This window comes from Agrobacterium pusense (assembly GCF_013285525.1).
GTDB lineage: Bacteria > Pseudomonadota > Alphaproteobacteria > Rhizobiales > Rhizobiaceae > Agrobacterium > Agrobacterium pusense.
Genome location: NZ_CP053856.1, coordinates 1,315,485 through 1,338,930 on the forward strand (window position 1 = coordinate 1,315,485; position 23,446 = coordinate 1,338,930).

18 protein-coding genes and 1 tRNA gene are annotated in these 23,446 nt (G+C 58.9%); 8 read left to right on the plus strand and 11 right to left on the minus strand.

Translation table 11 applies throughout. From position 1 onward, the window contains the following. Positions 1-50: 50 nt before the first annotated feature. On the minus strand, positions 51-1,808 hold the full coding sequence (argS, locus tag HQN82_RS06455; protein ID WP_004442158.1) for an arginine--tRNA ligase: 1,758 nt from the start codon (positions 1,806-1,808) through the stop codon (positions 51-53). Positions 1,809-1,882: 74 nt separating this feature from the next. After that, a complete protein-coding gene (locus HQN82_RS06460; protein ID WP_112765873.1) occupies positions 1,883-3,100 on the minus strand; it encodes a deoxyguanosinetriphosphate triphosphohydrolase in 1,218 nt (405 codons plus the stop codon). A gap of 215 nt (positions 3,101-3,315) precedes the next feature. Between HQN82_RS06460 and erpA the strand changes: the two genes are divergently transcribed. Beyond that, the gene (gene erpA / locus HQN82_RS06465) at positions 3,316-3,648 is read left to right on the plus strand and encodes an iron-sulfur cluster insertion protein ErpA (RefSeq protein WP_003515615.1); all 333 of its coding nucleotides are present in this window, start codon (positions 3,316-3,318) and stop codon (positions 3,646-3,648) included. 96 nt (positions 3,649-3,744) lie between these two features. After that, entirely contained in the window at positions 3,745-4,542 is a 798-nt protein-coding gene (gene xth / locus HQN82_RS06470) for an exodeoxyribonuclease III (RefSeq protein WP_004442163.1), read from the plus strand. A gap of 35 nt (positions 4,543-4,577) precedes the next feature. Here xth and exoR read toward each other — a convergent pair whose 3' ends face one another. From exoR to HQN82_RS06510, 8 genes are all read right to left on the minus strand, one after another. After that, the gene (exoR, locus tag HQN82_RS06475; RefSeq protein ID WP_004442165.1) at positions 4,578-5,372 is read right to left on the minus strand and encodes an exopolysaccharide production regulator ExoR; all 795 of its coding nucleotides are present in this window, start codon (positions 5,370-5,372) and stop codon (positions 4,578-4,580) included. A gap of 1 nt (position 5,373) precedes the next feature. Further along, positions 5,374-5,667, minus strand: a complete 294-nt coding sequence (locus HQN82_RS06480; protein WP_234904872.1) for a hypothetical protein — start codon at positions 5,665-5,667, stop codon at positions 5,374-5,376. Positions 5,668-5,935: 268 nt separating this feature from the next. After that, entirely contained in the window at positions 5,936-7,225 is a 1,290-nt protein-coding gene (locus HQN82_RS06485; protein WP_004442167.1) for an outer membrane protein transport protein, read from the minus strand. Between the two features lie 463 nt (positions 7,226-7,688). After that, a complete protein-coding gene (locus HQN82_RS06490) occupies positions 7,689-10,532 on the minus strand; it encodes a valine--tRNA ligase (protein ID WP_173614683.1) in 2,844 nt (947 codons plus the stop codon). A 238-nt stretch (positions 10,533-10,770) separates the two neighbouring features. Further along, the gene (gene popZ / locus HQN82_RS06495; protein WP_173614684.1) at positions 10,771-11,733 is read right to left on the minus strand and encodes a cell division protein PopZ; all 963 of its coding nucleotides are present in this window, start codon (positions 11,731-11,733) and stop codon (positions 10,771-10,773) included. A gap of 392 nt (positions 11,734-12,125) precedes the next feature. After that, complete coding sequence (locus tag HQN82_RS06500; RefSeq protein ID WP_022556281.1) at positions 12,126-12,797, minus strand: protein-L-isoaspartate O-methyltransferase family protein; 672 nt, start codon at positions 12,795-12,797, stop codon at positions 12,126-12,128. Positions 12,798-13,040: 243 nt separating this feature from the next. Further along, a tRNA-Cys gene (locus HQN82_RS06505) sits at positions 13,041-13,114 on the minus strand. A gap of 239 nt (positions 13,115-13,353) precedes the next feature. Further along, positions 13,354-13,506, minus strand: coding sequence for a DUF3309 family protein (locus HQN82_RS06510; protein WP_004442177.1), 153 nt, complete (start codon positions 13,504-13,506; stop codon positions 13,354-13,356). Positions 13,507-14,240: 734 nt separating this feature from the next. Here HQN82_RS06510 and HQN82_RS06515 point away from each other — a divergent pair. Beyond that, positions 14,241-14,528, plus strand: a complete 288-nt coding sequence (locus tag HQN82_RS06515) for a hypothetical protein (protein WP_004442182.1) — start codon at positions 14,241-14,243, stop codon at positions 14,526-14,528. Positions 14,529-14,609: 81 nt separating this feature from the next. Further along, positions 14,610-14,855, plus strand: a complete 246-nt coding sequence (locus tag HQN82_RS06520) for a DUF982 domain-containing protein (protein ID WP_004442183.1) — start codon at positions 14,610-14,612, stop codon at positions 14,853-14,855. Positions 14,856-15,341: 486 nt separating this feature from the next. Here HQN82_RS06520 and wrbA read toward each other — a convergent pair whose 3' ends face one another. After that, positions 15,342-15,941 (minus strand): NAD(P)H:quinone oxidoreductase type IV, encoded by a 600-nt coding sequence (gene wrbA / locus HQN82_RS06525; RefSeq protein WP_004442185.1) that lies wholly within the window; start codon positions 15,939-15,941, stop codon positions 15,342-15,344. 277 nt (positions 15,942-16,218) lie between these two features. On the opposite strand from wrbA, the gene HQN82_RS06530 reads away from it, so the two are divergent. The 4 genes from HQN82_RS06530 to HQN82_RS06545 all read left to right on the plus strand — a co-directional run bounded on the left by HQN82_RS06530 (position 16,219) and on the right by HQN82_RS06545 (position 23,403). Beyond that, positions 16,219-17,010: a competence/damage-inducible protein A gene (locus HQN82_RS06530; protein ID WP_006698846.1), complete on the plus strand. Its 792-nt coding sequence runs from the start codon at positions 16,219-16,221 to the stop codon at positions 17,008-17,010. A 105-nt stretch (positions 17,011-17,115) separates the two neighbouring features. Further along, complete coding sequence (locus HQN82_RS06535) at positions 17,116-17,961, plus strand: universal stress protein (RefSeq protein ID WP_004442189.1); 846 nt, start codon at positions 17,116-17,118, stop codon at positions 17,959-17,961. 306 nt (positions 17,962-18,267) lie between these two features. Then, positions 18,268-18,765, plus strand: a complete 498-nt coding sequence (gene gpt / locus HQN82_RS06540) for a xanthine phosphoribosyltransferase (protein ID WP_006698845.1) — start codon at positions 18,268-18,270, stop codon at positions 18,763-18,765. Positions 18,766-19,584: 819 nt separating this feature from the next. Next, positions 19,585-23,403, plus strand: coding sequence for a vitamin B12-dependent ribonucleotide reductase (locus HQN82_RS06545; protein ID WP_044460026.1), 3,819 nt, complete (start codon positions 19,585-19,587; stop codon positions 23,401-23,403). Positions 23,404-23,446 lie beyond the last annotated feature (43 nt).

The following is a 23,446-nucleotide window of genomic DNA, read 5'->3' on the forward strand; positions in this document are numbered from 1 at the left end:
TACGCATTGCAGCTCTTGCCAGCGTATTGTGAGCAAATAATGGTGAGATGTTATCGCATTTCGTCAGGTGCGTCCGCTCCTAAAAGCGTCAGTCCAGACCTCAGAACATTCGCGACAGCATTCACCAGCCCAAGTCTGGCAATGCTCAATTCTCGGTTTTTATCGTTAATAAAACGTAATTCCTGATGGTCTTTACCCTTGTTCCAGTGTCCATGGAAGGAACTGGCGAGATCATAGAGGTAAAAAGCAAGCCGGTGCGGCTCATGCGAAAGGGCCGCGGATTCGATCAGGCGCGGATATTCCGCGAGTTTTGCAACCAGCTGCAACTCATTGATATCGCTGATCAAAGATACAGATGCCGCCATCTCCTCAGCCGAAGGAGAAAGCCCCGGAAACGCTTCCTGCGCCTGCCGAAAGATCGACATTGAGCGGGCATGCGCATATTGCACGTAAAAGACCGGATTATCCTTCGATTGTTCGGTCACTTTCGCAAAATCGAAGTCCAGCGGCTCGGAATTCTTCCGATAAAGCATCATGAATCGCACCGGATCGCGACCCACTTCGTCGACAACGTCGCGCAGGGTCACGAAGTCGCCGGAGCGCTTCGACATCTTCACCGGCTCACCGTCGCGGAACAGCTTGACGAGCTGGCACAGAAGAACAGTCAGCTTCGACTTGCCCTCGGAGACGGCGCGCGCGACGGCTTCAAGACGCTTGACGTAACCGCCATGGTCGGCGCCGAGCACATAGATCATCTCGGAAAAACCACGGTCGAACTTGTTCTTGAAATAGGCGACGTCGGCGGCGAAATAGGTGTAGGAACCGTCCGACTTCATCAGCGCGCGGTCCATATCGTCGCCCACTTCGGTGGAGCGGAACAGCGTCTGTTCGCGGTCTTCCCAGTCATCAGGCAATTCGCCCTTCGGCGGCGGCAGCGTGCCCTTGTAGACATGGCCCTTGAAGGTGAGGTCGTTGATGGCCGAGAGGATCGGCCCGCCATTGCCCTCATGCAGCGTGCGCTCCGAGAAGAACACGTCGTGCCGGACGTTGAGAAGTGCCAGATCCTCGCGGATCATCGCCATCATCGCGTCGATCGCCTTGTCCTTGACGATAGGCATCCACTTCTCTTCAGGCATGGCGCGCAGCTTGATGCCATATTCATCGGCCAGCGCCTGGCCGACGGGAACGAGGTAATCACCGGGATAGAGACCGGACGGGATGGTGCCGATATCTTCGCCCAGCGCCTCGCGATACCGCAGGAACACCGAACGGGCCAGCACATCGATCTGCGAGCCGGCATCGTTGATGTAATATTCTTTGGTGACGCCGTAACCAGCAAATGCGAGCAGGTTCGCCAGCGTGTCGCCGACAACGGCGCCACGGCAATGGCCGACATGCATCGGGCCGGTCGGGTTGGCCGAGACATATTCGACGTTGATCTTCTGGCCCGCACCGATGGTGGAGCGGCCGAAATCGATACCCTGGTTGATCATATCTGCCAGCAGACGCTGCCAGTAACCAACCGACACCTTGAGATTGATAAAGCCGGGACCCGCGACATTGACGCTATCGACATCGCCATCCGCCTGAAGCGCCGGCACGATGAGTTCGGCCAGGGCGCGCGGATTGGTGCCGAGCGGTTTCGCCAGCACCATGGCGGCATTGGTTGCGACATCGCCGTGGCTGAGATCACGCGGGGATTCGACGGTAATTCGACTGAAATCGACCTTTTCGCGGTTCTCTTTCACGAGGTCGAGGGTCTCGAGCGCGTTTTTGATCCTGGTATCGAAATCGGCAAAAATGTTCATCGTTCCAACCTGCGCGAAGGGCTTCTGTTCATGTCCGGTATTTTAGCCGGTCGGCTTCGCGATCGCCCGCTGCCCTATCTCAAATCGGGGGTGTGGTCAAACAGCCGCTGGTGGGCGCGCAGTGCATAACTATCGGTCATGCCGGCCAGATAGTCGCCCACATGCCGGGCTTTTGCGGCCACGCTCATGCCGGAAATGCTGTCCACCCAGTAGTGGCTCTGCATTTCCGCCGGCGTTTCCATATATCGGTGGAAAAGATCGGTGACGATCTGCGTCGCGCCGGCGCGAATGCGCATGATGTCCGGGTGCCGGTAGATATGGGCAAACAGCAGCTTCTTGATCTGCCGGTCGGTCTCGGCCATTTCGGGCGAAAAGGTGGCGACAGTAAAATCGGCGGCCCTGATGTCGGCAGGCCGCTGCGGCTTCAGCAGGGCAAGATTTTGCTGCGCCACGCCGATCACATCCTCAACCATGTGAGTGATCTGGCGGCGCATGATCTCGTTGGCGAAACGTTCCTTGTCGAGCACGGGATATTTCGCCCGCACCTGCGCCATGAGGCCGCTGAGGAATGGTACCTCCTCCAGCATCTCGAAGGTGAGATAACCGGCGCGCAGACCGTCATCGATATCGTGGGTATTGTAGGCGATGTCATCGGCAATCGCCGCCACCTGCGCCTCAAGGCTGGCATAGCTGCCGATCTCGAGATCCTGCAACTCGCAATATTCGAGGATGGGCAGCGGAACCGGCCCCTTGATCCCCTCACCCTTCGCGTTCACCAGCGGGCCATTATGCTTGACGAGACCTTCCAGCGTTTCCCAGGTCAGGTTGATGCCGTCATATTCGGCGTAGCGGCGCTCCAGCTTGGTGACGATACGCAGCGACTGTGCATTGTGGTCAAACCCGCCATAGGGCAGCAGCACCGCATCGAGTGCGTCTTCGCCGGTATGGCCGAAAGGCGTGTGGCCGAAATCATGCACCAGAGCCACGCCTTCGGCCAGATCCTCGTCCAGCTTCAGCGCGCGGGCCAGAGCGCGGGCGATCTGCGCCACCTCAATGGTGTGGGTAAGCCGCGTGCGGTAATGGTCTCCGTCGGGGCTGATGAAGACCTGCGTCTTGTGCTTCAGGCGGCGAAAGGCTGTCGTGTGGACGATGCGGTCCCGGTCACGCTGGAATTCGGAACGCGTCAGGCTTCCTTCTTCCGGAAACAGACGCCCGCGCGTCGTCCATGGATCCGAGGCGAAAACCGCCCTCTCCCCACTTCCGAAACCCAATGCGCGCTGGTCTATGATCATGCATCCACCTGTTGACTTCTTATGGCCGCGACTTCCTTTTGGTCTCGGCCATTGACCTTTTCATTCAGCCTTCATACCTATCGCAGAGGTCAGCGCAAAGCATCATCGCCGCGCAGACGCCCTCACACAGGCTATAGACCGTTAATTTGACCGGTTTATAATAGTGACAACGAGATTATTGCTCTCCGGTTCTTGACCCCGGCAGGAGGAACGACATGGAAAACAGCGACATTACCCTTTCGGAAGCAGCAGCGAAGCGAATCGCCCAGATCGTCGCCGCCGACGCCGGCAAACAGGCGCTGCGCGTCTCCGTCGAAGGCGGCGGCTGCTCGGGCTTCTCCTACAAGTTCGATCTGGCCGAAGACCCCGCCGATGACGACATCGTGATTGCGCGCGGTGATGCCAAGGTGCTGATCGACAGCCTTTCGGTCGTCTATATGGCGGGCTCTGAAATCGACTTCGTCGATAATCTGCTCGGCCAGTCCTTCCAGATCAAGAACCCGAATGCCGTGGCAAGCTGCGGCTGCGGCACCAGCTTCTCGATCTGACGATATCTATCCACCACATCCTCGCCACCACCTTCCAAAAACGGTGGCAATCGCTTTTGCATCGGGTAAAAGTACCCTCACAAAAGGGAAACTCCGATGAAGATTGCCACCTGGAACATCAACGGCGTCAAGGCGCGCATCGAAAACCTCTGCCAGTGGCTGAAGGATTCTTCGCCTGATATCGTCTGCCTTCAGGAGATCAAGTCGGTCGATGAGGGGTTTCCGCGGCTGGAGATTGAGGCGCTTGGTTATCACGTCGAGACCCACGGCCAGAAGGGCTTCAACGGCGTTGCCCTGCTTTCCAAAGTCAAGCCTGATGAGGTCAATCGTGGCCTGCCGGGTGATGATGCCGACGAGCAGGCGCGTTTCATCGAAGGCGTGTTTTCCGTCGACGGTGGCGCCATCCGCGTCTGCTCGCTTTACCTGCCGAACGGCAATCCGCCTGACGATCCGGTCAAATATCCCTACAAGCTCGCCTGGATGGAGCGGCTGCGGCGCTTTGCCGAAGATCGCCTCGCGTTCGAGGAGCCGCTGATCCTCGCGGGGGACTACAACGTCATTCCCGAACCGTTCGATTGTCACGACCCCCGCGTGTGGGAAGGTGACGCGCTGTTTCTGCCGAAGACCCGCGCAGCCTTCCGCAAGCTGGAGAACCTTGGCTTTACCGATGCCGCACGTGCGACGACGGATGAAGCAGGACTATATTCCTTCTGGGATTATCAGGCCGGCGCGTGGCCGAAAAATAACGGCATCCGCATCGACCATCTGATGCTGTCAGCCGAAGCGGCCGACAGGCTGGAATCGGTCAGCATCGAAAAACATGTGCGTGCGTGGGAAAAACCATCCGACCACGTGCCGGTCTGCGGTTATTTCGATTTCAGCCCCGCTGGCTGACAGGCCATCTTTACCGAGCTCTGGCGCGGCAATTTTCAATCCGGATCGTCAATCCGCATGGTCTGCGCCATTGCGATTGCCGCGCGGCGATCGTTCTCACCCGCCAGCGAAAAGGCCTGCTCCTGCAGGTTCTGAATCCAGGTGCAGTCCGCCGCCGTGCATTTATCCAGCGCCGCCGTCATGAAGGCGAGGCCCTGCGTCGTCTGGCCTTCCTGGAAGATCAGGTTGCCGAAAATCGACATGGCGCCGGCATGGCCGTGTTTGCGGGCCTGGTTGAGCCATTTCTTTGCCTGCTGCACATCTGCGCGGCCACCCTCGCCTGCAAGAATCATCTCTGCCAGACGGAATTGGGCCTCAGCCACACCGAAGGTGGAAGCAACCTGGAAATAAAGCTGCCGGGCCTGTGAAAGGTCCATTTTGACGGGGCTTCCGGGAATGCCGTGGCGGTAATAATCAGCGAGAGACAGCAGCGCATTGACGAAAAAGCCCGTATCCTCCGATCCCGGTTCGACACCCTGATTGGCGATTTCGCTGTAGATCTTGAAAGCTTCGAAGTCGTTCTTGGCGACGCCATCGCCATAGGCATACATGTTGGCAAGCGCCCAGCGTGAGCCGGTATGGCCCTTTTCGGCCGCGTAGCGATAGGCCTCGACAGCTTCACCCTTGTTTCCGTTCTTGTAGGCCTTGAAGCCGAACTTGAACAGGTCGAAGGGGCCGGATTCCTTGGTCACGCCCGCATTGATGTCAAAAGCCGCGGCAGGCATTGCGAGCGACGCAAGCAACATGCCCATGAGGAGCGGCTTTAAAACGTTGGCTTCACATTTCAGCATTTCAGCGAACTTCTCTCACTCTTCCCGGCATATAGCCAATACTTGCGGAATACTGCAAAGCCGAACCCCGCCGGGTCGCGATTTTTCGAACACACTGCGTCTTTCCGGCAGCACTTTCCAGCGCACCACCGGTGATCTCCTGCGGCAATTGCCCAAATTTTCCAGTTAGACAGATATAGGCATAATTTCCGGCAATATAACGGCGTTCCGCCATCCACCGGTCAGCGCCAAACAAGAAATCCGGATGAAATTCCCGTATTACTTGCTTAAACCCTGAATCCAAACCTGTTTTCACTTTCTGCAACCCCGCGGGCCCACATCAAACGCCTGCATGTTCTTCCGATCCCGCTGCCCTAAACATAAGCCAAGCACCCTGTTTGTGGCGGGAAATGGACAGATATGCTCACATTCCAACGCGACCCCACGCTTGCAGAAAAGTGTTGCCAAATCGTCACAAAACTTTCGGGCCAGAAAATTTTGTCGAGAAGGAATCATAGTCGGACATGAAAAAAGGCCCGGTTGGTAAACCGGACCTTTATTTTAGCATCGGCGAAAGGATCAGATCAGAACTTGACCTTCACACCCGTCGAGATGGCTGCCACGAGGTCGTTGCCGAAATCGTAGCCTGCCTCGTTGCCGCAGGTGAAACCAGCGCCGCAGGGTCCGCCATTGATGGAGGAGCTACCCGAGGTCAGGAGGCCGAGAGCGCCGGCAATCTTGAACTCGATGTTCTTGTTGGGCGAATAGACAATCTGCGTGCCGAGCGTCCACGTATCTGTCTGGGTGCCGATGACCGTGGACGTACCGCGATCCCAGGTCAGGCTGACGGCTCCGCTCCACTGTTCGTTGAACTTGTGACCAACGCCGCCGGAGATCGTCCAGCCGTCGCGATAGAACAGGTCAAGCGTGTTCAGGGTGTCTGCGCCACTTGGGACGCAGGGAGATGTGCCGACCGCGCAGAAAGGAATGACCTGAATCTGGCTCCAGTCAGTCCACTTCACGGAACCGAAAGCAAGCCAGTCTGGCGCTATGCCGGATTGAACTTTTAGTTCGATGCTGTCTGGCATGGAAACAGAGCCATAGATCGGCACGAGCTTGCCGCCGTATTTTGCAAGCGTCGGAGATATGGACGGCGGTGTCTGTGGGATCCCTCTAACATCGGCGAAGCCGGTCAAATCGTGATCGACAGCGCTGTTATAAACAAGGCTGGCGCGGAACGCGATCTCGGGAATCTCGTAGGCCATGCCGGCGCGCCAGCCCCAGCCGTCACCTTCCATCTCAAGTTTGCCGACGCCGCTGAAGCTGGACCAGGCCGGATTGAGGCCCAGAACGGCCGGCCCCAGAACCTGACGATACTTATAGCCGCTCAATTCCTGATAGAAGCCGCCGCCGATAATCGAGAAGTCACCCTTGCCAAGATCGAACTTCACCCGGCAGGTGGTCGCGTAATTGTGCGACTTGACCTTGGTTTCGATATTGTAGCTCGATCCCTGCCAGATACCGGGATTGAGATGCGCGCCCCAGGGCTGTGAATAGTCGAACATGCAGTCGCCGAAATCGCCGATCGATGCCTTGGCCCCGATGCGGGTCGACCAGAAGTTTTCGGAATCATCTGCCGTCCTGGACCAGGATGCAGGCAAGGGACCACTTTTCAGCGGATTGTCCCGCGCATTCTCTACCTTGCGCTGCGGTGCGACGAAGGTCGCGGAGCTGTCGAGAACGTAATCGGACGGATCGAACAACAGATCGATATTATAACCGCCGCGCTCGAGACCGCCGGCCAGTGAAGGCGTTACCGCCGCGATGCTGACTGCGAAACATACCGCGCCGCGAAAAATTGCAGTTTTTGCCATCTCTCTCCCCAATCAAGGCAATGTGATCATCAAAAGAGTGAAGCGCTTCGCGGAAAATGACAATCTGCCGCACACTGGCACAGTTCTGCGACACTTCTCCATTTTTTACGTAAGAATTTCATGTCGATCCCCTTGCATAATCATTTTAGGTTATTTTTCTAATTAAACGGAAGCGACGCGACACAAAATGAAACAATTTCCCACGCGTGACGGGAATTGTCGCCAAATAACCACACACGCGCGTTTCCCGAAGAAAGCCGCTTATCACGCCGTTTTTGTTGGCTTTTTTGACTGTTCGGGAGATTTTCGAGCGCGAGATGGCGAGAAATGATCGCCCTCCCGCGAGCAACATGATTCGTCGTTGCAACGCAGCAATCGATAGACGGCGACCCTGTCGCTCCATAACAAAAACGCCCCGTTTTTAGCGGGGCGTTTTTGTTCATGCAAAGCCGCAAGCGGCATGTCACCCCGCTTCGCTTACCCGCGTGAGCGCTGTTCTCAGGCTTGCGAGCTGAATTTTAAGCTCAGCCTTGCGCTCGCGTTCGGCGGCAACGACTTCCGGATCGGCATTGGCCACGAATTTCTCGTTCGACAACTTCTTGTCGATGCGTTCCATTTCCGCGTCCACCTTGCCGATCGCCTTCTCGAGACGAGCCTTTTCGGCCGCAAGATCGACCAGATTGCCAAGCGGCAGGCAGATGGTCGCCTCACCGACGATGATCTGGGCCGACCCCTTCGGCGCGACATCGGCGGCACGGATTTCATCGGCCCGCGCCAGACGCCGGATAGCGGCGGCGTGGCGATCGAGCCGTGCTTCCGTGGAGGTATTGGCGCCAACGACCACCAGCGAGGCAGTGGCACCCGGCGGCACGTTCATCTCGGCGCGCGTCGAACGAATGCCGGACACGAGATCGATCAGCCAGTTGATTTCCGCAGCCGCGGCGTCGTCGCGGAACTCCGGCTCCGGCCAGTCGGTAAGGCAAAGCAGATCATCGCGCTCCTTGCCCTCACCGGCCGTATGCGCCCAAAGCTCTTCCGTCATGAACGGCATGAAAGGATGCAGCAGCTTGTAGATCTCATCCAGAACATAAGCCGCGCAGGCCTGCGATTCCGACTTGGCCTTTTCATCGTCGCCGCCGAAGACCGGCTTCAGCAGTTCCAGATACCAGTCGCAGAACTGGTTCCAGACGAAACGGTAGAGAATGCCTGACGCATCGTTGAAGCGGAAGTTCTCAAGTGCCGCCGTCACATCGCGGGCCGTGTTGGCAAGCTCGGTCAGGATCCAGCGGTTGATCGTCAGCGAGGCGGTTTCCGGCAGGAAATGCGGGTCACGCTTCACGCCATTCATCTCGGCAAAGCGCGTCGCATTCCAGAGCTTCGTGCCGAAATTGCGGTAACCCGCAATACGTGCCGGATCGAGTTTCACGTCGCGACCCTGCGCCGCCATGATGGCAAGCGTGAAACGCAGCGCATCGGCACCATATTCATCGATCAGTTCCAGCGGGTCGATGACGTTGCCCTTGGATTTCGACATCTTCTGGCCGTTCTTGTCGCGAACCAGCGCATGAATATAGACCGTGCTGAACGGCTCAACCGGGTTACCGGCGTCGTCCTTCATGAAATGCAGGCCCATCTGCATCATCCGCACCACCCAGAAGGGGATGATGTCGAAGCCGGTGACAAGCACGTTTGTCGGATAATAGCGCGCCAGTTCCGGCGTCTGTTCCGGCCAGCCGAGCGTCGAAAACGGCCAGAGCGCAGAAGAGAACCAGGTGTCGAGCACATCTTCGTCGCGCGTCAGGATTTCGCCCGGAGCGAAGTTCTCAAGCTTTTCCTCGACCCAGGCCTTCCACGGGCCTTCATGGGCGATGTAATGCTGGATGGCCGCCTGCAGCGCCTCTTCCTCGGTCTTCTCGACGAACACCTGCCCGTCCGGGCCGTACCATGCCGGAATCTGGTGTCCCCACCACAATTGCCGCGAGATACACCAGGGCTGGATGTTCTCCATCCATTGGAAATAGGTGTTTTCCCAGTTCTTCGGCACGAAATTGGTGCGGCCTTCGCGAACCGAGGCAATCGCCGGCTGCGCCAGCGTCTTGTTGTCGACCCACCACTGGTCCGTCAGGCGCGGCTCGATCGGCACGCCGCCGCGGTCGCCATGCGGCACCACATGCTTGTGCGGCTCGATCCTGTCGAGCAGGCCGGCTTCCTCAAAAATTTCGACGATGATCTTGCGGGCGGCAAAACGGTCCTGACCTTCCAGCCGGTCCCATGCGCCGTGCAGCGCCGCCGGATGGTCGAGGCCTTCGAGGAAATCCTCGTTCTCCTTGATGGAAATGGTACCATCGATATTCATGACATTTATGGCGCGCAGGCCACAGCGCTTGCCGACTTCGAAGTCATTGAAGTCATGCGCGGGCGTGATCTTGACCGCACCCGTGCCGGCGGTCGGATCGGCGTAGTCATCGGCGACGATGGGAATCCTGCGACCGACAATGGGCAGGATGACGTGTTTGCCGACGATGCCCTTGTACCGCTCGTCTTCCGGGTTCACGGCAATACCGGTATCGCCAAGCATGGTTTCCGGACGCGTCGTGGCGACAACGATATAGTCGCGGGTCTCGAACTCGGTGGGCTTGCCCTCCTCGTCGAATGCGGTCGGGTACTGATAGGTAACGCCCTTTTCGAGCGGATAGCGCAGGTGCCAGAGATTACCCTTGACCTCGATCTGCTCGACTTCCATGTCGGAAATCGCAGTCAGCAGCTTGGGATCCCAGTTGACGAGGCGCTTGTCCTTGTAGATCAGGCCCTGCTTGTAGAGCGTGACGAAAACTTCGAGAACAGCCTCGGAGAGACCTTCATCCATGGTGAAGCGTTCGCGCGACCAGTCGCAGGACGCGCCGAGACGTTTCAGCTGGTTGAAGATCAGGCCGCCGGATTCGGCCTTCCATTCCCACACCTTCTCCACGAAGGCCTCGCGGCCCATGTCGCGACGGCCTGGAAGCTGCTGCTCCATCAGCTTGCGCTCGACGACCATCTGCGTGGCGATGCCGGCATGGTCCATGCCCGGCTGCCACAGCACATCCTTGCCGCGCATGCGCTCGAAGCGGACCAGAATATCCTGCAGCGTGTTGTTGAGCGCATGGCCCATGTGCAGGGACCCCGTCACATTCGGCGGCGGGATGACGATGGTGAAGGTTTCCGCGCCCGGCTTGGCGTTGGCGCCGGCACGAAAAGCGTTAGCCTCGTCCCAGGCTTTGGCGATCTTCGGTTCGACGGTGGCGGAATCGTAGGTCTTTTCGAGCATTTCCTGACCTGAATTTTAGAGTTCTTGTGTGGATTTTTTAAATAAGGATGGACAGTCGAGAGTCAACAGAAACCGACCCTCAGGACGCTCCGTGAGCGACCCGATGGCCGACTATGCCCCGATAACGCTTTCATCTTCAATAAAAAAGCCGCCCCTGTGCCGGGCGGCCCCTGTTTAACGCCAATGCCACGCCTCCCGACGCGGGCGGGAGGCACGCGGCCCTGCGGCCAGCGTAAAATCAGCGGCGCGAGCCGCGCGCCACGCGCTCGATTTCTTCGCGCACGAGACGCTCAACCAGGGTTGGCAGATTGTCTTCCAGCCATTCCTGCAGCATCGGACGCAGCATCTCGGCCGCCATGTCCTCGATCGAACGACGTTCGACGCCATCGAAAACCTCGGCCAGCTCACTGAAGGAACGCGCGATCTGCGCGCCCGCGGCGGCCGAGATGAGGTTGAGCGACAGGTCGGAGCCGGCCTGCGCTTTGTCTTCCGGCTGCGGCGCAACCAGATCGAGTGACGGTGCCTCGGCAATGGGTTCCTGCACGTCGATGTCGAAAACCTCCTCGGCGACAGCGGTTTCAATCGCACCGCGCAGCGCCATATGATCAAAATGGTTTTCCGGTACAGGCGCGCTTTCAATGGCAGCGGCAGCGGCCCGGTCCTCGGAAGCAGCGGTCGCCTGCTGTTCTGCAGCAGTTGCCGCAGCCGCCACCATCAGCGGCCGTACATCCGTCGGACGCTGTGGGGCGGGCCGTTCGGTCTGCGCCACGGCGGGAGAAGAGGAAGCCGGAGAAGCCTGCATCGCCGCGCGCTGGCCCTGCGAGGCGAAGGCCTGCGGCCCCATGGCGGCGTTGCGGTCTGCGGCAGCGCGAACCCGCGCGGCGACATCGGCGAGCGACATCGTCTTTTCGACGGGGATTTCCTGGGGCTCGGCCAGGGATTGTTCATAAGCCGGTGAAAAATCCTGTGCAGGCCGTGCGCCAAAGGCCTGGTTTGCCGGCGGAGGGACGCGGGCCGGCGGGCTGGCTGGCTCCGTCATGTAAGTTGCGTCGCCTGCCGCCTCGTCCTCATCGTCATAAACCGGCGGTAACTGGCCGGAAAATGCGCCGGCGGGCCCTGGCTCGTTGCTTTCGATGATCCGGCGTATCGACGCCAGAATCTCTTCCATGGACGGTTCACGCGCTACGCTTGGCTGAGCCATATCAATCCCCGGTTTCCACTCTCTAGCACCCGGCCTCGCATCACTTCGGATGCCAGGGGCACTTCGCACCTGTTCAATCTGCACATCACGGCAGCGGCAGCCGAAAACAACCGCCGCGCCGACAGTCTGCAACAGGCCTGAGAAAGACGCTCCGCATCTTCGCAACCCGCTGCAGGGGTCATGCGGGGCAGAAATACGCACACCCCGAATCACCTTAGTTTAGGGTAGCATAGCCACGAACTAAATCACTGATTCGACAAGTTTCGTGATGATACACAGCTTTGTGGGCGCGATGTTCTCGAAGACGCACACGGGATGAATTTCCAATCCTCACAAAAACGCCGGGGTGGAAATTCCACCCCGGCGTCAAGAACAGAATGATGGTACGGTGATCAGAAAACGAATTCGGCTGCCTTGGCGAAACCCGGCAGCGGCTTGACCGAAGCATTGAAGAAGGTCGCGGCCGACGTGCTGGCGCCATCGCGGCGATAGACGGTGGCCTTTGCGGCATTGCCGTATCCGACAACGACGACGAGACGCCCGCCATCGCGCAACTGCTCGGTAAGTGCCGCCGGCACTTCCTCGACAGCGCCGTTCACGAAAATCAGATCGTAAGGCGCTTCGCTCGCATAACCTTTTTCGAGATCGCCGGTGACGACAGCGACATTGTCATAGCCAAGCGAAGCGAGCGTTTCGGTCGCCTGTGCGGCGAGCGCTTCATCGCATTCGAGCGAAACGACGGAGCCGGCAAGCTGGGACAGGATGGCGGCCGCATAACCGGAACCACCGCCGACTTCCAGGACCACGTCCTCCCTCGAAACGGCCGCGAGCTGCAGCAGCTTCGCGAGCGGCGAGGCCTTCATGACATAACGTGCCGGGCGGCCATCCCGGGCGGGACAGATCTGCAAATCCTCATCCACATAGGCAATCTGCCGTGCACCCGTCGGCACGAATGCCTCGCGCGGCACACTCAAAAACGCCTTCAGCACCGAATGCGAAGTCACGTCGGTCGTACGCAGCTGGCTGTCGACCATATTGGCGCGCGCGGTTTCGAAATCCATCATGTCGTTATCGCCTCAATTTCACGGATGCCGGTCGGGAAGTCCCGGCTCCAAAAGCTCAAAACGGCGCGGGCCTCCCCTCGCCTTTGAGTAATCTCATAATTGGCCAAGAGCGCGCTTTCAAGCGCGGTAAGACGGATGTGGGGTAAAAAGCAGGATGGCAGCGGTTTTCTTCGCGGAACAAACGGCGAGACGTCGCCAATCGTGACGCGGAACAGGAAAAATCATCGTACCGTGGGAGAATTTTGGAGGCCTCGCCCGGAATTGAACCGGGGTACAAGGATTTGCAGTCCTCTGCGTCACCACTCCGCCACGAGGCCTCACACGCTCATCAATGGAGCGATGGCGGGCATTTAGAACGAATCCATTTGGGGCGCAAGAGGGATCGTTCCGAATGTCGTGTTTTTTCAGCCGGGTACGTGGAGTTCAACCGCCCACCTTGTCTAAGTCACTAAGATGACATGGCTTTTGGCGTCATACCGTTGCTCCGGACGAAAAATTGCCCGCAGCCGAATGACTTTCGACTGCGGGCAACCCGTGCATTTTCAGGAACGGTCGATCAAATCCGTCCCATCAGAACCAGGATCAGCACGATGACCAGCACCAGTCCGAGACCGCCCGAAGGGCCGTAACCGTAATTATGATAACCCCAGCTTGGCAGCGCGCCGATGAGGAACAGAATGAGCAGGATGACAAGGATGGTGCCGAGCATGTTTAACCCTCCACTATTGGCATGTGTCCGACTGCTTCAATGACGCAGCGCGTGAAAAGTTCCCTCTTCCGGCCTCTCCAGCAGGCTGAAAGAATGACGGCAGACGTGCCGTTTCAACAGGTTACACCGCTTTTGCACAGACATGCTGGTCCGGCCGGAAGGGGCGTGCCGTCCCCCGCGCCTGGCGGATCAATGTCCCGGACAGTGAAGATGAGGAACTGTGCATAGTCTCGCGCGTCGCATCCATCGCGAGTTCTGGATCGCTGCAATTTATTCGAGGTAATTTCTCGCTCTATGTCTATTTTCGGTTGTCCGCCATAGTGAAGACAGTCCCCCGTACCCTGAAACCGGCGGGAGACGGAGAGATCCGGCTTCGCTGGCAGTGCGCCGGATCTCTCCCGCCCCCTCCCTCGCTCCGTCCTACTCCTGCCGCAGGCAGGTCGGCACACGTACATGTGACCGACGACCATGCGTGCTACCCCTTGCCTCGTCTCAGCCTCTCCGGATAGACCCCCGTGACGGGAGGGAGAAACGAGAATCATATGTCCGGTTTTGCGAACCTCATCCCGCTTTTCATCTTTGGCTTCCTCGTCTATTTTTTCTTTCGCTGGGTCGCGCGCGACATTCAGAACCCAAAGCGCAAGTAGTCGGAAGGAATAATACTGCCGCATCCGCCGCTTCCGGGAACCTCCGCGCCTCCATATCGTTTTTGCAGATGGACCTCGGAGGACAGGATGAAAACGCTCGCATCATCGGCCGCAATAGCCCTTTCGCTCGCGCTTGCGGGATGCACGACCGCCGGTCCGGCACCCTATGTGGAGCCCATTCCCGGGAGCATCATCTATAAAGGCCAGCCGCGCACAAAGCTGACGAAGTCACCGATCGGCAGCACCTTCACCCATGAGTTCCGCATAGACAGCAGCACAAGGGCGGTGGAAACCTATCGCATCGCGCCGGATCGCTCACTGGAACTCATTGACCGGCGCATCCTTCGCGAATGGCTGTTCGGACGCGACGACTGACCGCACCGGTCGGCTCCGAAACGGATTGCGCATCCCGCCTGCTTCGTTTAGAGCCGGGCGCGAAACCAACATGGATGAGCGATGAACACGCGCTGGCAGAAACCCGTCCTGATCGCCTTCGAAACGCCGGGTGATTATACGAGCATCGAAACAACCCAGGCCGCCTCCTGGGCCCTGATCGAGGACTGGCCGGTGGAGGATGGCGAGGCGCTAGACAAGGCGCTGCTGGTCTGCGCCGCCGTGGATGCCGGCAGGAAAAAGCCTGAAGACGCGCGCAAGGCCTTCATCGCCGCCGCGATCGAAGCGGGGCTCGACATCAAGGCGTAACGGCCCCGTCACGCGTCGCGACGGAGGCGCCAGGGGCGCTAACGTCAAGTTCATGGTTCGATCGATCGATACAGAGGAAAGCGTCCGGATATATGAAAAAAGCCCTGTTCATCTTTCTTCTCTCCTGCCTGGCGATCGGCCTTCTCGGCCACCTCGTCGTGGCGTTCGTCGTCACCGGCTGACACGCCGTAAATCAGGCGTTAAGAATCCCTAAATTTCATTCTGCTGTTATGGAACCGCGTTAAACTTTTTCCGTTCTCTTTTCGATCGAACAAGGAGGATTGAAATGCGTGACGGACTGAACGGTTTTCTTGAGATTTCGATGATCGGCTTCGTGGTTGCAAGCTGCCTCTTCATGGTGAACCTGCCGATCTGATCGGGGAACGAGCTTCGCAGGAGAGCATTGCGGTAAAGCTGGTGATGATGCCACCGGCACAGAAAATGCGGCCTTTTGGGCCGCATTTCTTTTTCATAGGACTTTCAGGATCAGGCAGAAAGCTTGGCGGCGATTTTCGCCACATGCGCGCCCTGGAAGCGCGCACCTTCAAGTTCGACTTCGGATGGCTGGCGGGAGCCGTCGCCATCGGTAATGGTGGAAGCGCCGTAAGGGGAGCCGCCCTTGATTTCATCGACACCCATCTGGCCCTGGAAGGCATAGGGCAGACCGACGACGGCCATGCCGTGGTGCAGGAAGGTCGGCAGGAAACCGAGAATAGTCGATTCCTGGCCGCCATGCTGGGTGGCGGAAGAGGTGAAGGCGGAACCTACCTTGCCGACGAGCTTGCCGCCGAACCACAGGCCGCCCGTCTGGTCCCAGAAATTGCGCATCTGCGAAGCGACCGTGCCGAAGCGGGTGCCGGCGCCGACGATGATGGCATCGTATTCAGCCAGTTCGTCCACGGTGGCGATCGGCGCCGCCTGGTCGAGCTTGAAATGCGAAGACTTGGCAACCGCTTCCGGCACCAGTTCCGGAACGCGCTTGACGACGACGTCTGCGCCCGCCGATTTTGCACCCTCGGCAACAGCATAGGCCATCGTTTCGATGTGACCGTAGGAAGAGTAATAGAGCACCAGAACTTTCGTCATTTTCTTTGTTTCCTTTGGGTTTATCGTTTCCGGCGTCCCGGCCAGAAGCCTTTTCAAAAACGTGATGATGATTAGCGGCGACCCGTTACAAGCATGTGATGAAAATCTAGCTCACAGGCTCCTTCCACGCCAGCGGCCTATCGGCATACGCACTGTTCACCATAAGTGAACGGAAAAGCGAGACGTCAACTATTTGCCGAAATACATTTTTTCAAAACCGCTTTGCAATCATCGGGCGCGGGGCTAACGTCTGATAAAACAGATGACGAGTACACCCATGTCCAATCCCTCTTCCGCTCAATCCGTCGTGACCGCCGCCATGCTCGCCATTGGCGACGAGTTGCTTTCGGGCCGTACCAAGGACAAGAATATCGGCCACCTCGCGGACGTGCTGACCATGTCCGGCATCGACCTCAAGGAAGTGCGTATCGTTGCCGATGAGGAGGACGCGATCGTCGAAGCGCTGAATGCGCTACGCAGCCGCTATGATTATGTCTTCACCTCGGGCGGCATAGGCCCTACCCATGACGACATCACCGCGGATGCGGTGTCCGTGGCGTTTGGCCTTCCCTGCGAGCACGATGCCGAAGCCTTGCGGATACTTGGCGACATGTATCGTGCCCGTGAGATGGAATTCACCGATGCGCGCAAGCGCATGGCGCGCATGCCGAAAGGTGCTGCCCACATCGCCAACCCCGTTTCCGTCGCCCCCGGCTTCATCATCGGCAATGTCTATGTCATGGCCGGCGTGCCGCAGGTGTTCCAGGCGATGCTCGACAACGTCATGCCGACGCTCCGCACCGGCGCCAAGGTGATGTCGCAGGCCGTACGCTCACCGTATGGCGAAGGCGATATCGGCACGCCGCTGACGGCCATCCAGAAAGCCCATCCCGAAACCAGCATCGGTTCCTATCCGAAATATGACGGGCAACGCTTTTCGACGGAAATCGTGGTGCGCGCCCGGGATGCAGGCGTGCTGAAGGCCGCGGCGGATGCGGTCGCGGCCATGATCGAAGCGATCGGACAGGAGAAAAGACTGGCGGCAGGCAAGGGCGACGCAACGGCTTGAGCGAGAAAGGGCCTTTGACGAACGGGCTTTGACCGAAATCAAGGTGGCGGCCTGCAAAGGCGGCCACTCTCCCCACAGAAATTAGATGTCACCGAGGAGAGATAAATGGGTTACAAAACGATATTGGCAGTGGTCGACAATGTTTCGAACACACAGAAGCTCGGCGAATTCGTGGTGAGCCTTGCAGACCAGTTTTCCTCGCATGTCATCGGCCTGCACATGGAAACGCTGGCCGCCGTTCCCCTCGTCGCGCCGATGGAAATTCCCGATCCCGCCACCGTGCAGGCCCTGCAGGATGTGGCACACAAGGAAACCACCGATGTCGGCACGCTTTTCGAGCGCACGCTGTCGGCCAACGGCATCTCGCATGAATGGCGAAGCTTCGTTACCTCGGTGGGTTACGCCTCCGCCTCTGCCATCGACAGCGCCCGTTGCGCCGATCTCGTCGTCGCCCGCCAGAGCAGTTCCTCGGCTTTGTCGGACAGCCGCACCGATATTGACAGCTTTCTCTATGAAAGCGGCCGTCCCGTTCTCCTCGTCCCGCATGTGCTCACCGTCGCCAAACCGATCAAACGCGTCCTGATCGCCTGGAATGGCTCTCGCGAGGCGACGCGCGCCACTTTCGACGCCCTGCCCTTTCTGAAAGCCGCCGACAGCGTCGAGATATTCTCCGTCGACCAGGCAGAAAGCGAAACGCAGTCCTCCGGGTTTGCCGGTACGGAACTGGCCGCCACGCTCGCCCGCCACGGCGTGAACGTGACGGTGACCTCACAGGAAAAGATTGCCGGCCTTTCGCCGCAGGCGGCTATCGAAAATCGCCTTTCCGATAACAGCATCGACCTTCTGGTCATGGGCGCTTACGGCCATTCCCGCTGGTGGGAACTGCTGTTCGGCGGCGTTACCCGCACGCTGCTCGATTCCATGACGGCGATGACGCTGCTGTCGCGTTGAATATGGATGCGGCGCAAATGGCGCCGCCAGCCCCCGCGATCTCGCTCGAAAGGAGCGTCCGCCACTGGTTTCTTCTCCCCGCCGGGGAGAAGTCCGCGGCAGCGGGATGAGGGGGCGAGGGTAGAGATAGACCGAGAGCCAGCCCCCTCATCCGACCCTTCGGGCCACCTTCTCCCCCTAAGGGAGAAGAAACAAGCGGCATTCTCTCAGCCAAAATCACGCTGGATAAGCGCAAAGCTTGCCTTTTTGCCGGTCTTGCGGCTATTAGCCAAAGCCATCGACAATTTTGACCAGATGGTAGACGACATGTCCCTTCCCGATAAAGCCTTTCCCGTTTCCTGGGACCAGTTTCACCGCGACGCCCGTGCGCTTGCCTGGCGTCTTGCCGGTCTCGACAAAGAGTTCCGGGCAATCGTCTGCATCACCCGCGGCGGCCTCGTTCCGGCGGCGATCATTTCCCGCGAACTAAACATCCGCATGATCGATACGGTCTGCATCGCCACCCGCCATGACTACGTCAACCAGGGTGATACCGTCCTCTTGAAAGGCGTAGCCCCCGAGCTGACTGTTGATGCCGGCGAAGGCGTGCTTGTTGTTGACGATCTGACCGATACCGGCAAGACGGCGCTCGAAGTGCGCGAAATGCTGCCGAAGGCGCATTTTGCCTGCGTTTACGCCAAACCGAAGGGCGTGCCGACCATCGATACTTTCGTCACCGAAGTGAGCCAGGACACCTGGATCTATTTCCCCTGGGACATGGGCTTCACCTATCAGGAGCCGATCGCCAAGGGATCGCGCGGCTGAGTGCCTGAAGAATGGCGCTTTTTCTTTCCGTCATGCCGGACTAGATCCGGCATCCAGCCACGGCGCGTCTGCGCCGTGAGTCTCTCCCGATCAAGGACTTGATCGCGCTGGACCCCGGATCTGGTCCGGGGTGACGTATTGCGGATGCACCAACCGCGCAAGACTTCCCCCAGCAATATACACTCTTTCGCCGTCCCACCCGGGGCGGCTTTTTTGTGTGAAAAGGCCTTTTTGCCGACAACGGAAAACACGGAAAAACCGCAGTGTCGCCATTATGCCTCACCCCGGAAATGCGGGGTTTTGCCTTTCCGTTGCGGAAACCAGCCTGGCGCAAGCTTCAAATTTTTCCGCCAAGTCACTGATTTTTCTGAGAGCTTTTCCTATCCCCGTTTTCCACAGGCACTCCACACAATATCTTGTGGTTAAAAATGGGTTTCAATCTATGGCTTGACGAATCTGTGTCGCGAGAGGAAAGTGACAAATATGTTGCGGCGGCAACGAACCGGAAAGTAACGAGGCCGGTTCTTCTCCATCTTTAGCGCGCACGTCCAGACGGCGTCCCGGCCATGAGGGGGCGGTTCGCCGATGGCTTTTCTGCGCCTTCGGAACCGCCAAAAACATTACGCGGGGACTGGCAGCAAGAATGTGTTAATACTATATATAGTAGGCTTGCAGCCATCTTAAACACGAGATACAGGGATGACATCCAAGGATGAACATCCCATCAGATCGGCAACAACCGGCTGCGCGAAGGCATCGCACGGCTGGAACGAATTTTTGCGCCCTTCACCGGGCGCCCAATGGACGAGGACAGAAACCATGCGCATTGAACGCCGCTTCACGAAGCCCGGCCAATCGCCTTATGCGGAGATCGACTTCCGCAAGGCCGTCAGTGAAATCAAGAACCCGGATGGATCCATCGTGTTCCGTCTGGCTGACATCGACGTTCCCGCGCAGTTCAGCCAGGTTGCCACCGACGTTCTGGCGCAGAAATATTTCCGCAAGGCCGGCGTGCCGAAGTTCCTGAAGAAGGTTGAGGAAAATGACGTTCCTTCCTTCCTCTGGCGCTCCGTGCCCGATGAAAAGGCTCTGAAGGATGTTCCGGAAGCCGAGCGCTACGGCTCCGAGACCGATGCACGCCAGGTTTTCGATCGCCTGGCAGGCACCTGGGCCTATTGGGGCTGGAAGGGCAAATATTTCTCGTCCGAAGAAGATGCCCTCGCCTTCCGCGACGAGCTTGCTTATATGCTCGCCACCCAGCGTGTTGCCCCCAACTCCCCGCAATGGTTCAACACCGGCCTGCACTGGGCCTATGGCATTGATGGTCCCGGCCAGGGCCACTTTTATGTCGACCCCTTCACCGGCAAGCTGACCAAGTCCAAGTCGGCTTACGAACATCCGCAGCCGCATGCCTGCTTCATCCAGTCCGTTGAGGACGACCTCGTTAATGAAGGCGGCATCATGGATCTGTGGGTGCGTGAAGCGCGCCTGTTCAAATACGGCTCCGGCACCGGCTCCAACTTCTCTTATCTGCGTGGCGAAGGCGAAAAACTCTCCGGCGGCGGCAAATCGTCAGGCCTGATGAGCTTCCTCAAGATCGGTGACCGCGCAGCCGGCGCCATCAAGTCCGGCGGCACGACCCGCCGCGCAGCGAAGATGGTCGTCGTTGATGCCGACCACCCCGATATCGAAGCCTATATCGACTGGAAGGTGAACGAGGAGCAGAAGGTTGCCGCTCTCGTCACCGGTTCCAAGATCGTCGCCAAGCACCTGAAGGCGATCATGAAGGCCTGCGTCAACTGCGAAGCTGACAACGGCGATTGCTTCGACCCGGCCAAGAACCCTGCCCTGAAGCGCGAAATCCGCGCCGCCAAGAAGGACATGGTGCCGGAAAACTACGTCAAGCGCGTCATCCAGTTCGCCGAGCAGGGTTACAAGGACATCCAGTTCAAGACCTATGACACGGACTGGGATTCGGAAGCCTACCTCACTGTGTCGGGCCAGAACTCCAACAACTCCGTCTCGCTGAAGGACGATTTCCTGCGCGCTGTCGAAAATGACGGTGACTGGAACCTGACCGCCCGCAAGGACGGCAAGGTCATGAAGACGCTGAAGGCCCGCGACCTCTGGGAAAAGATTTCCCACGCCGCCTGGGCGTCTGCCGACCCGGGTCTGCACTTCAACACGACGATGAACGACTGGCACACCTCGCCGGCGGCCGGCCCGATCCGCGCTTCCAACCCGTGCTCGGAATACATGTTCCTCGATGACACGGCCTGCAACCTTGCCTCGCTGAACCTTCTGCAGTTCAAGGATCAGGCGACGAAGCGCATCGATATCGCCGATTATGAACACGCCGTCCGCCTCTGGACCGTCGTGCTCGAAGTGTCCGTCATGATGGCGCAGTTCCCGTCGCGCCAGATCGCCGAACTCTCCTATGAGTACCGCACGCTGGGCCTCGGTTACGCCAATATCGGCGGCCTCCTGATGTCCTCCGGCATTCCCTATGACAGCGCCGAAGGCCGCGCCATTGCCGGTGCGCTCACCGCCATCATGACCGGCGTGTCCTATGCCACCTCGGCCGAAATGGCCGGCGAGCTTGGCCCCTTCCCGGGCTTTGCGCCGAACCGCGAAAACATGCTGCGCGTCATCCGCAACCACCGCCGCGCCGCCCTTGGCCAGTCGGAAGGTTATGAGGGCCTGTCGGTCAACCCGGTCGCACTCGTCCATGGCGACTGCCCGGATCAGGACCTGATCGCCCACGCAACGGCCGCCTGGGACAAGGCGCTGGAACTTGGCGAAAAGCACGGCTACCGCAACGCCCAGACCACCGTTATCGCACCCACAGGCACGATCGGCCTCGTGATGGATTGCGACACGACCGGTATCGAACCCGATTTCGCGCTGGTGAAGTTCAAGAAGCTCGCCGGTGGCGGTTACTTCAAGATCATCAACCGCGCCGTTCCGGATGCGCTGCGTTCGCTCGGTTACTCCGAAAGCCAGATCGCCGAGATCGAGGCCTATGCCGTCGGCCATGGCAATCTCAACCAGGCTCCCGGCATCAACCCCTCGACGCTGAAGGCCAAGGGCTTTACCGATGAGAAGATCGAAGCCGTCAACGGCGCGCTGAAGAGCGCCTTCGACATCAAGTTCGTCTTCAACCAGTGGACGCTCGGCGCCGACTTCCTCAAGGAAACGCTGAAGGTTTCCGACGAGCAGCTCTCCGACATGAGCTTCAACCTGCTCGAGCACCTCGGCTTCGGCAAGAAGGACATCGAAGCGGCCAACGTTCACGTCTGCGGCGCGATGACGCTGGAAGGCGCACCGTTCCTGAAGAACGAGCACCTGCCCGTCTTCGATTGCGCCAACCCCTGCGGCAAGATCGGCAAGCGTTACCTCTCCGTCGAATCGCATATCCGCATGATGGCGGCGGCTCAGCCCTTCATCTCCGGTGCGATCTCCAAGACGATCAACATGCCGAACGATGCGACGGTTGAGGATTGCGGCGCAGCCTACATGCTCTCCTGGAAGCTGGCGCTGAAGGCCAACGCCCTTTACCGTGATGGTTCCAAGCTTTCCCAGCCGCTCAACGCGTCGCTGGTGGAAGATGAGGACGAAGAAGACCTGATCGAAGAACTGATCCAGCAGCCCGCCGCACAGCAGGCCGTGACGATCACCGAAAAGATCGTCGAGCGCGTCATCGAGCGCGTCTCACGCGAGCGTGAAAAGCTGCCGAACCGCCGTCAGGGTTACACCCAGAAGGCAACTGTGGGCGGTCACAAGGTCTATCTGCGCACCGGTGAATTCGGTGATGGCCGCATCGGCGAAATCTTCATCGACATGCACAAGGAAGGCGCCGCCTTCCGCGCGATGATGAACAACTTCGCCATCGCCATTTCGCTCGGCCTGCAATATGGCGTGCCGCTGGAAGAATATGTGGAGGCCTTCACCTTCACCAAGTTCGAACCGGCCGGCATGGTGCAGGGCAACGACGCGATCAAGAACGCCACGTCGATCCTCGACTACGTGTTCCGCGAACTCGCCGTCTCCTATCTCGGCCGCCATGATCTCGCTCATGTCGATACGTCCGACTTCTCCAACACGGCGCTCGGCAAGGGTATCCAGGAAGGCAAGACCAACCTCGTTTCCACCGGCTGGACCCGCGGTTACAAGCCGACCATCGTGTCCCGCAATGACGGCGAGCGCACCGCTTCCGAGCCCAAGGGATCGGCGACGGCAGCCCCTGCCCGCGCCTCGGCCAACGTGACCTCCTTTGCAGGCTCTGCCGCCCGCAAGCTGGAACCGACAGTCGCCATCGCAACCTCCGAAATCGTCTCCTTCAAGCGGGACTATGAAGAGCGCGCCAAGGAACTGGCCGAAGAAATCGCCGAAGAAGTGATCGACGAGGTCGTCCAGGAAGCCCAGCAGACGGCAACCGCCCTCTTCTCCGACAAGGCCGCCGCAGACGCTGCTTCGGCCAAGACGGAAGCCAAGAAGGTCGAAAACGAACGCCGCATGCGCTCGATCGCTCAAGGGTATACGGGCAACATGTGCTCGGAATGCCAGAACTTCACGATGGTGCGGAACGGCACTTGCGAGAAGTGCGATACTTGTGGTGCGACGAGCGGTTGCAGCTAAAAACTACGCTTTATATTCTATTACATAGAAGAGTTTTTATATT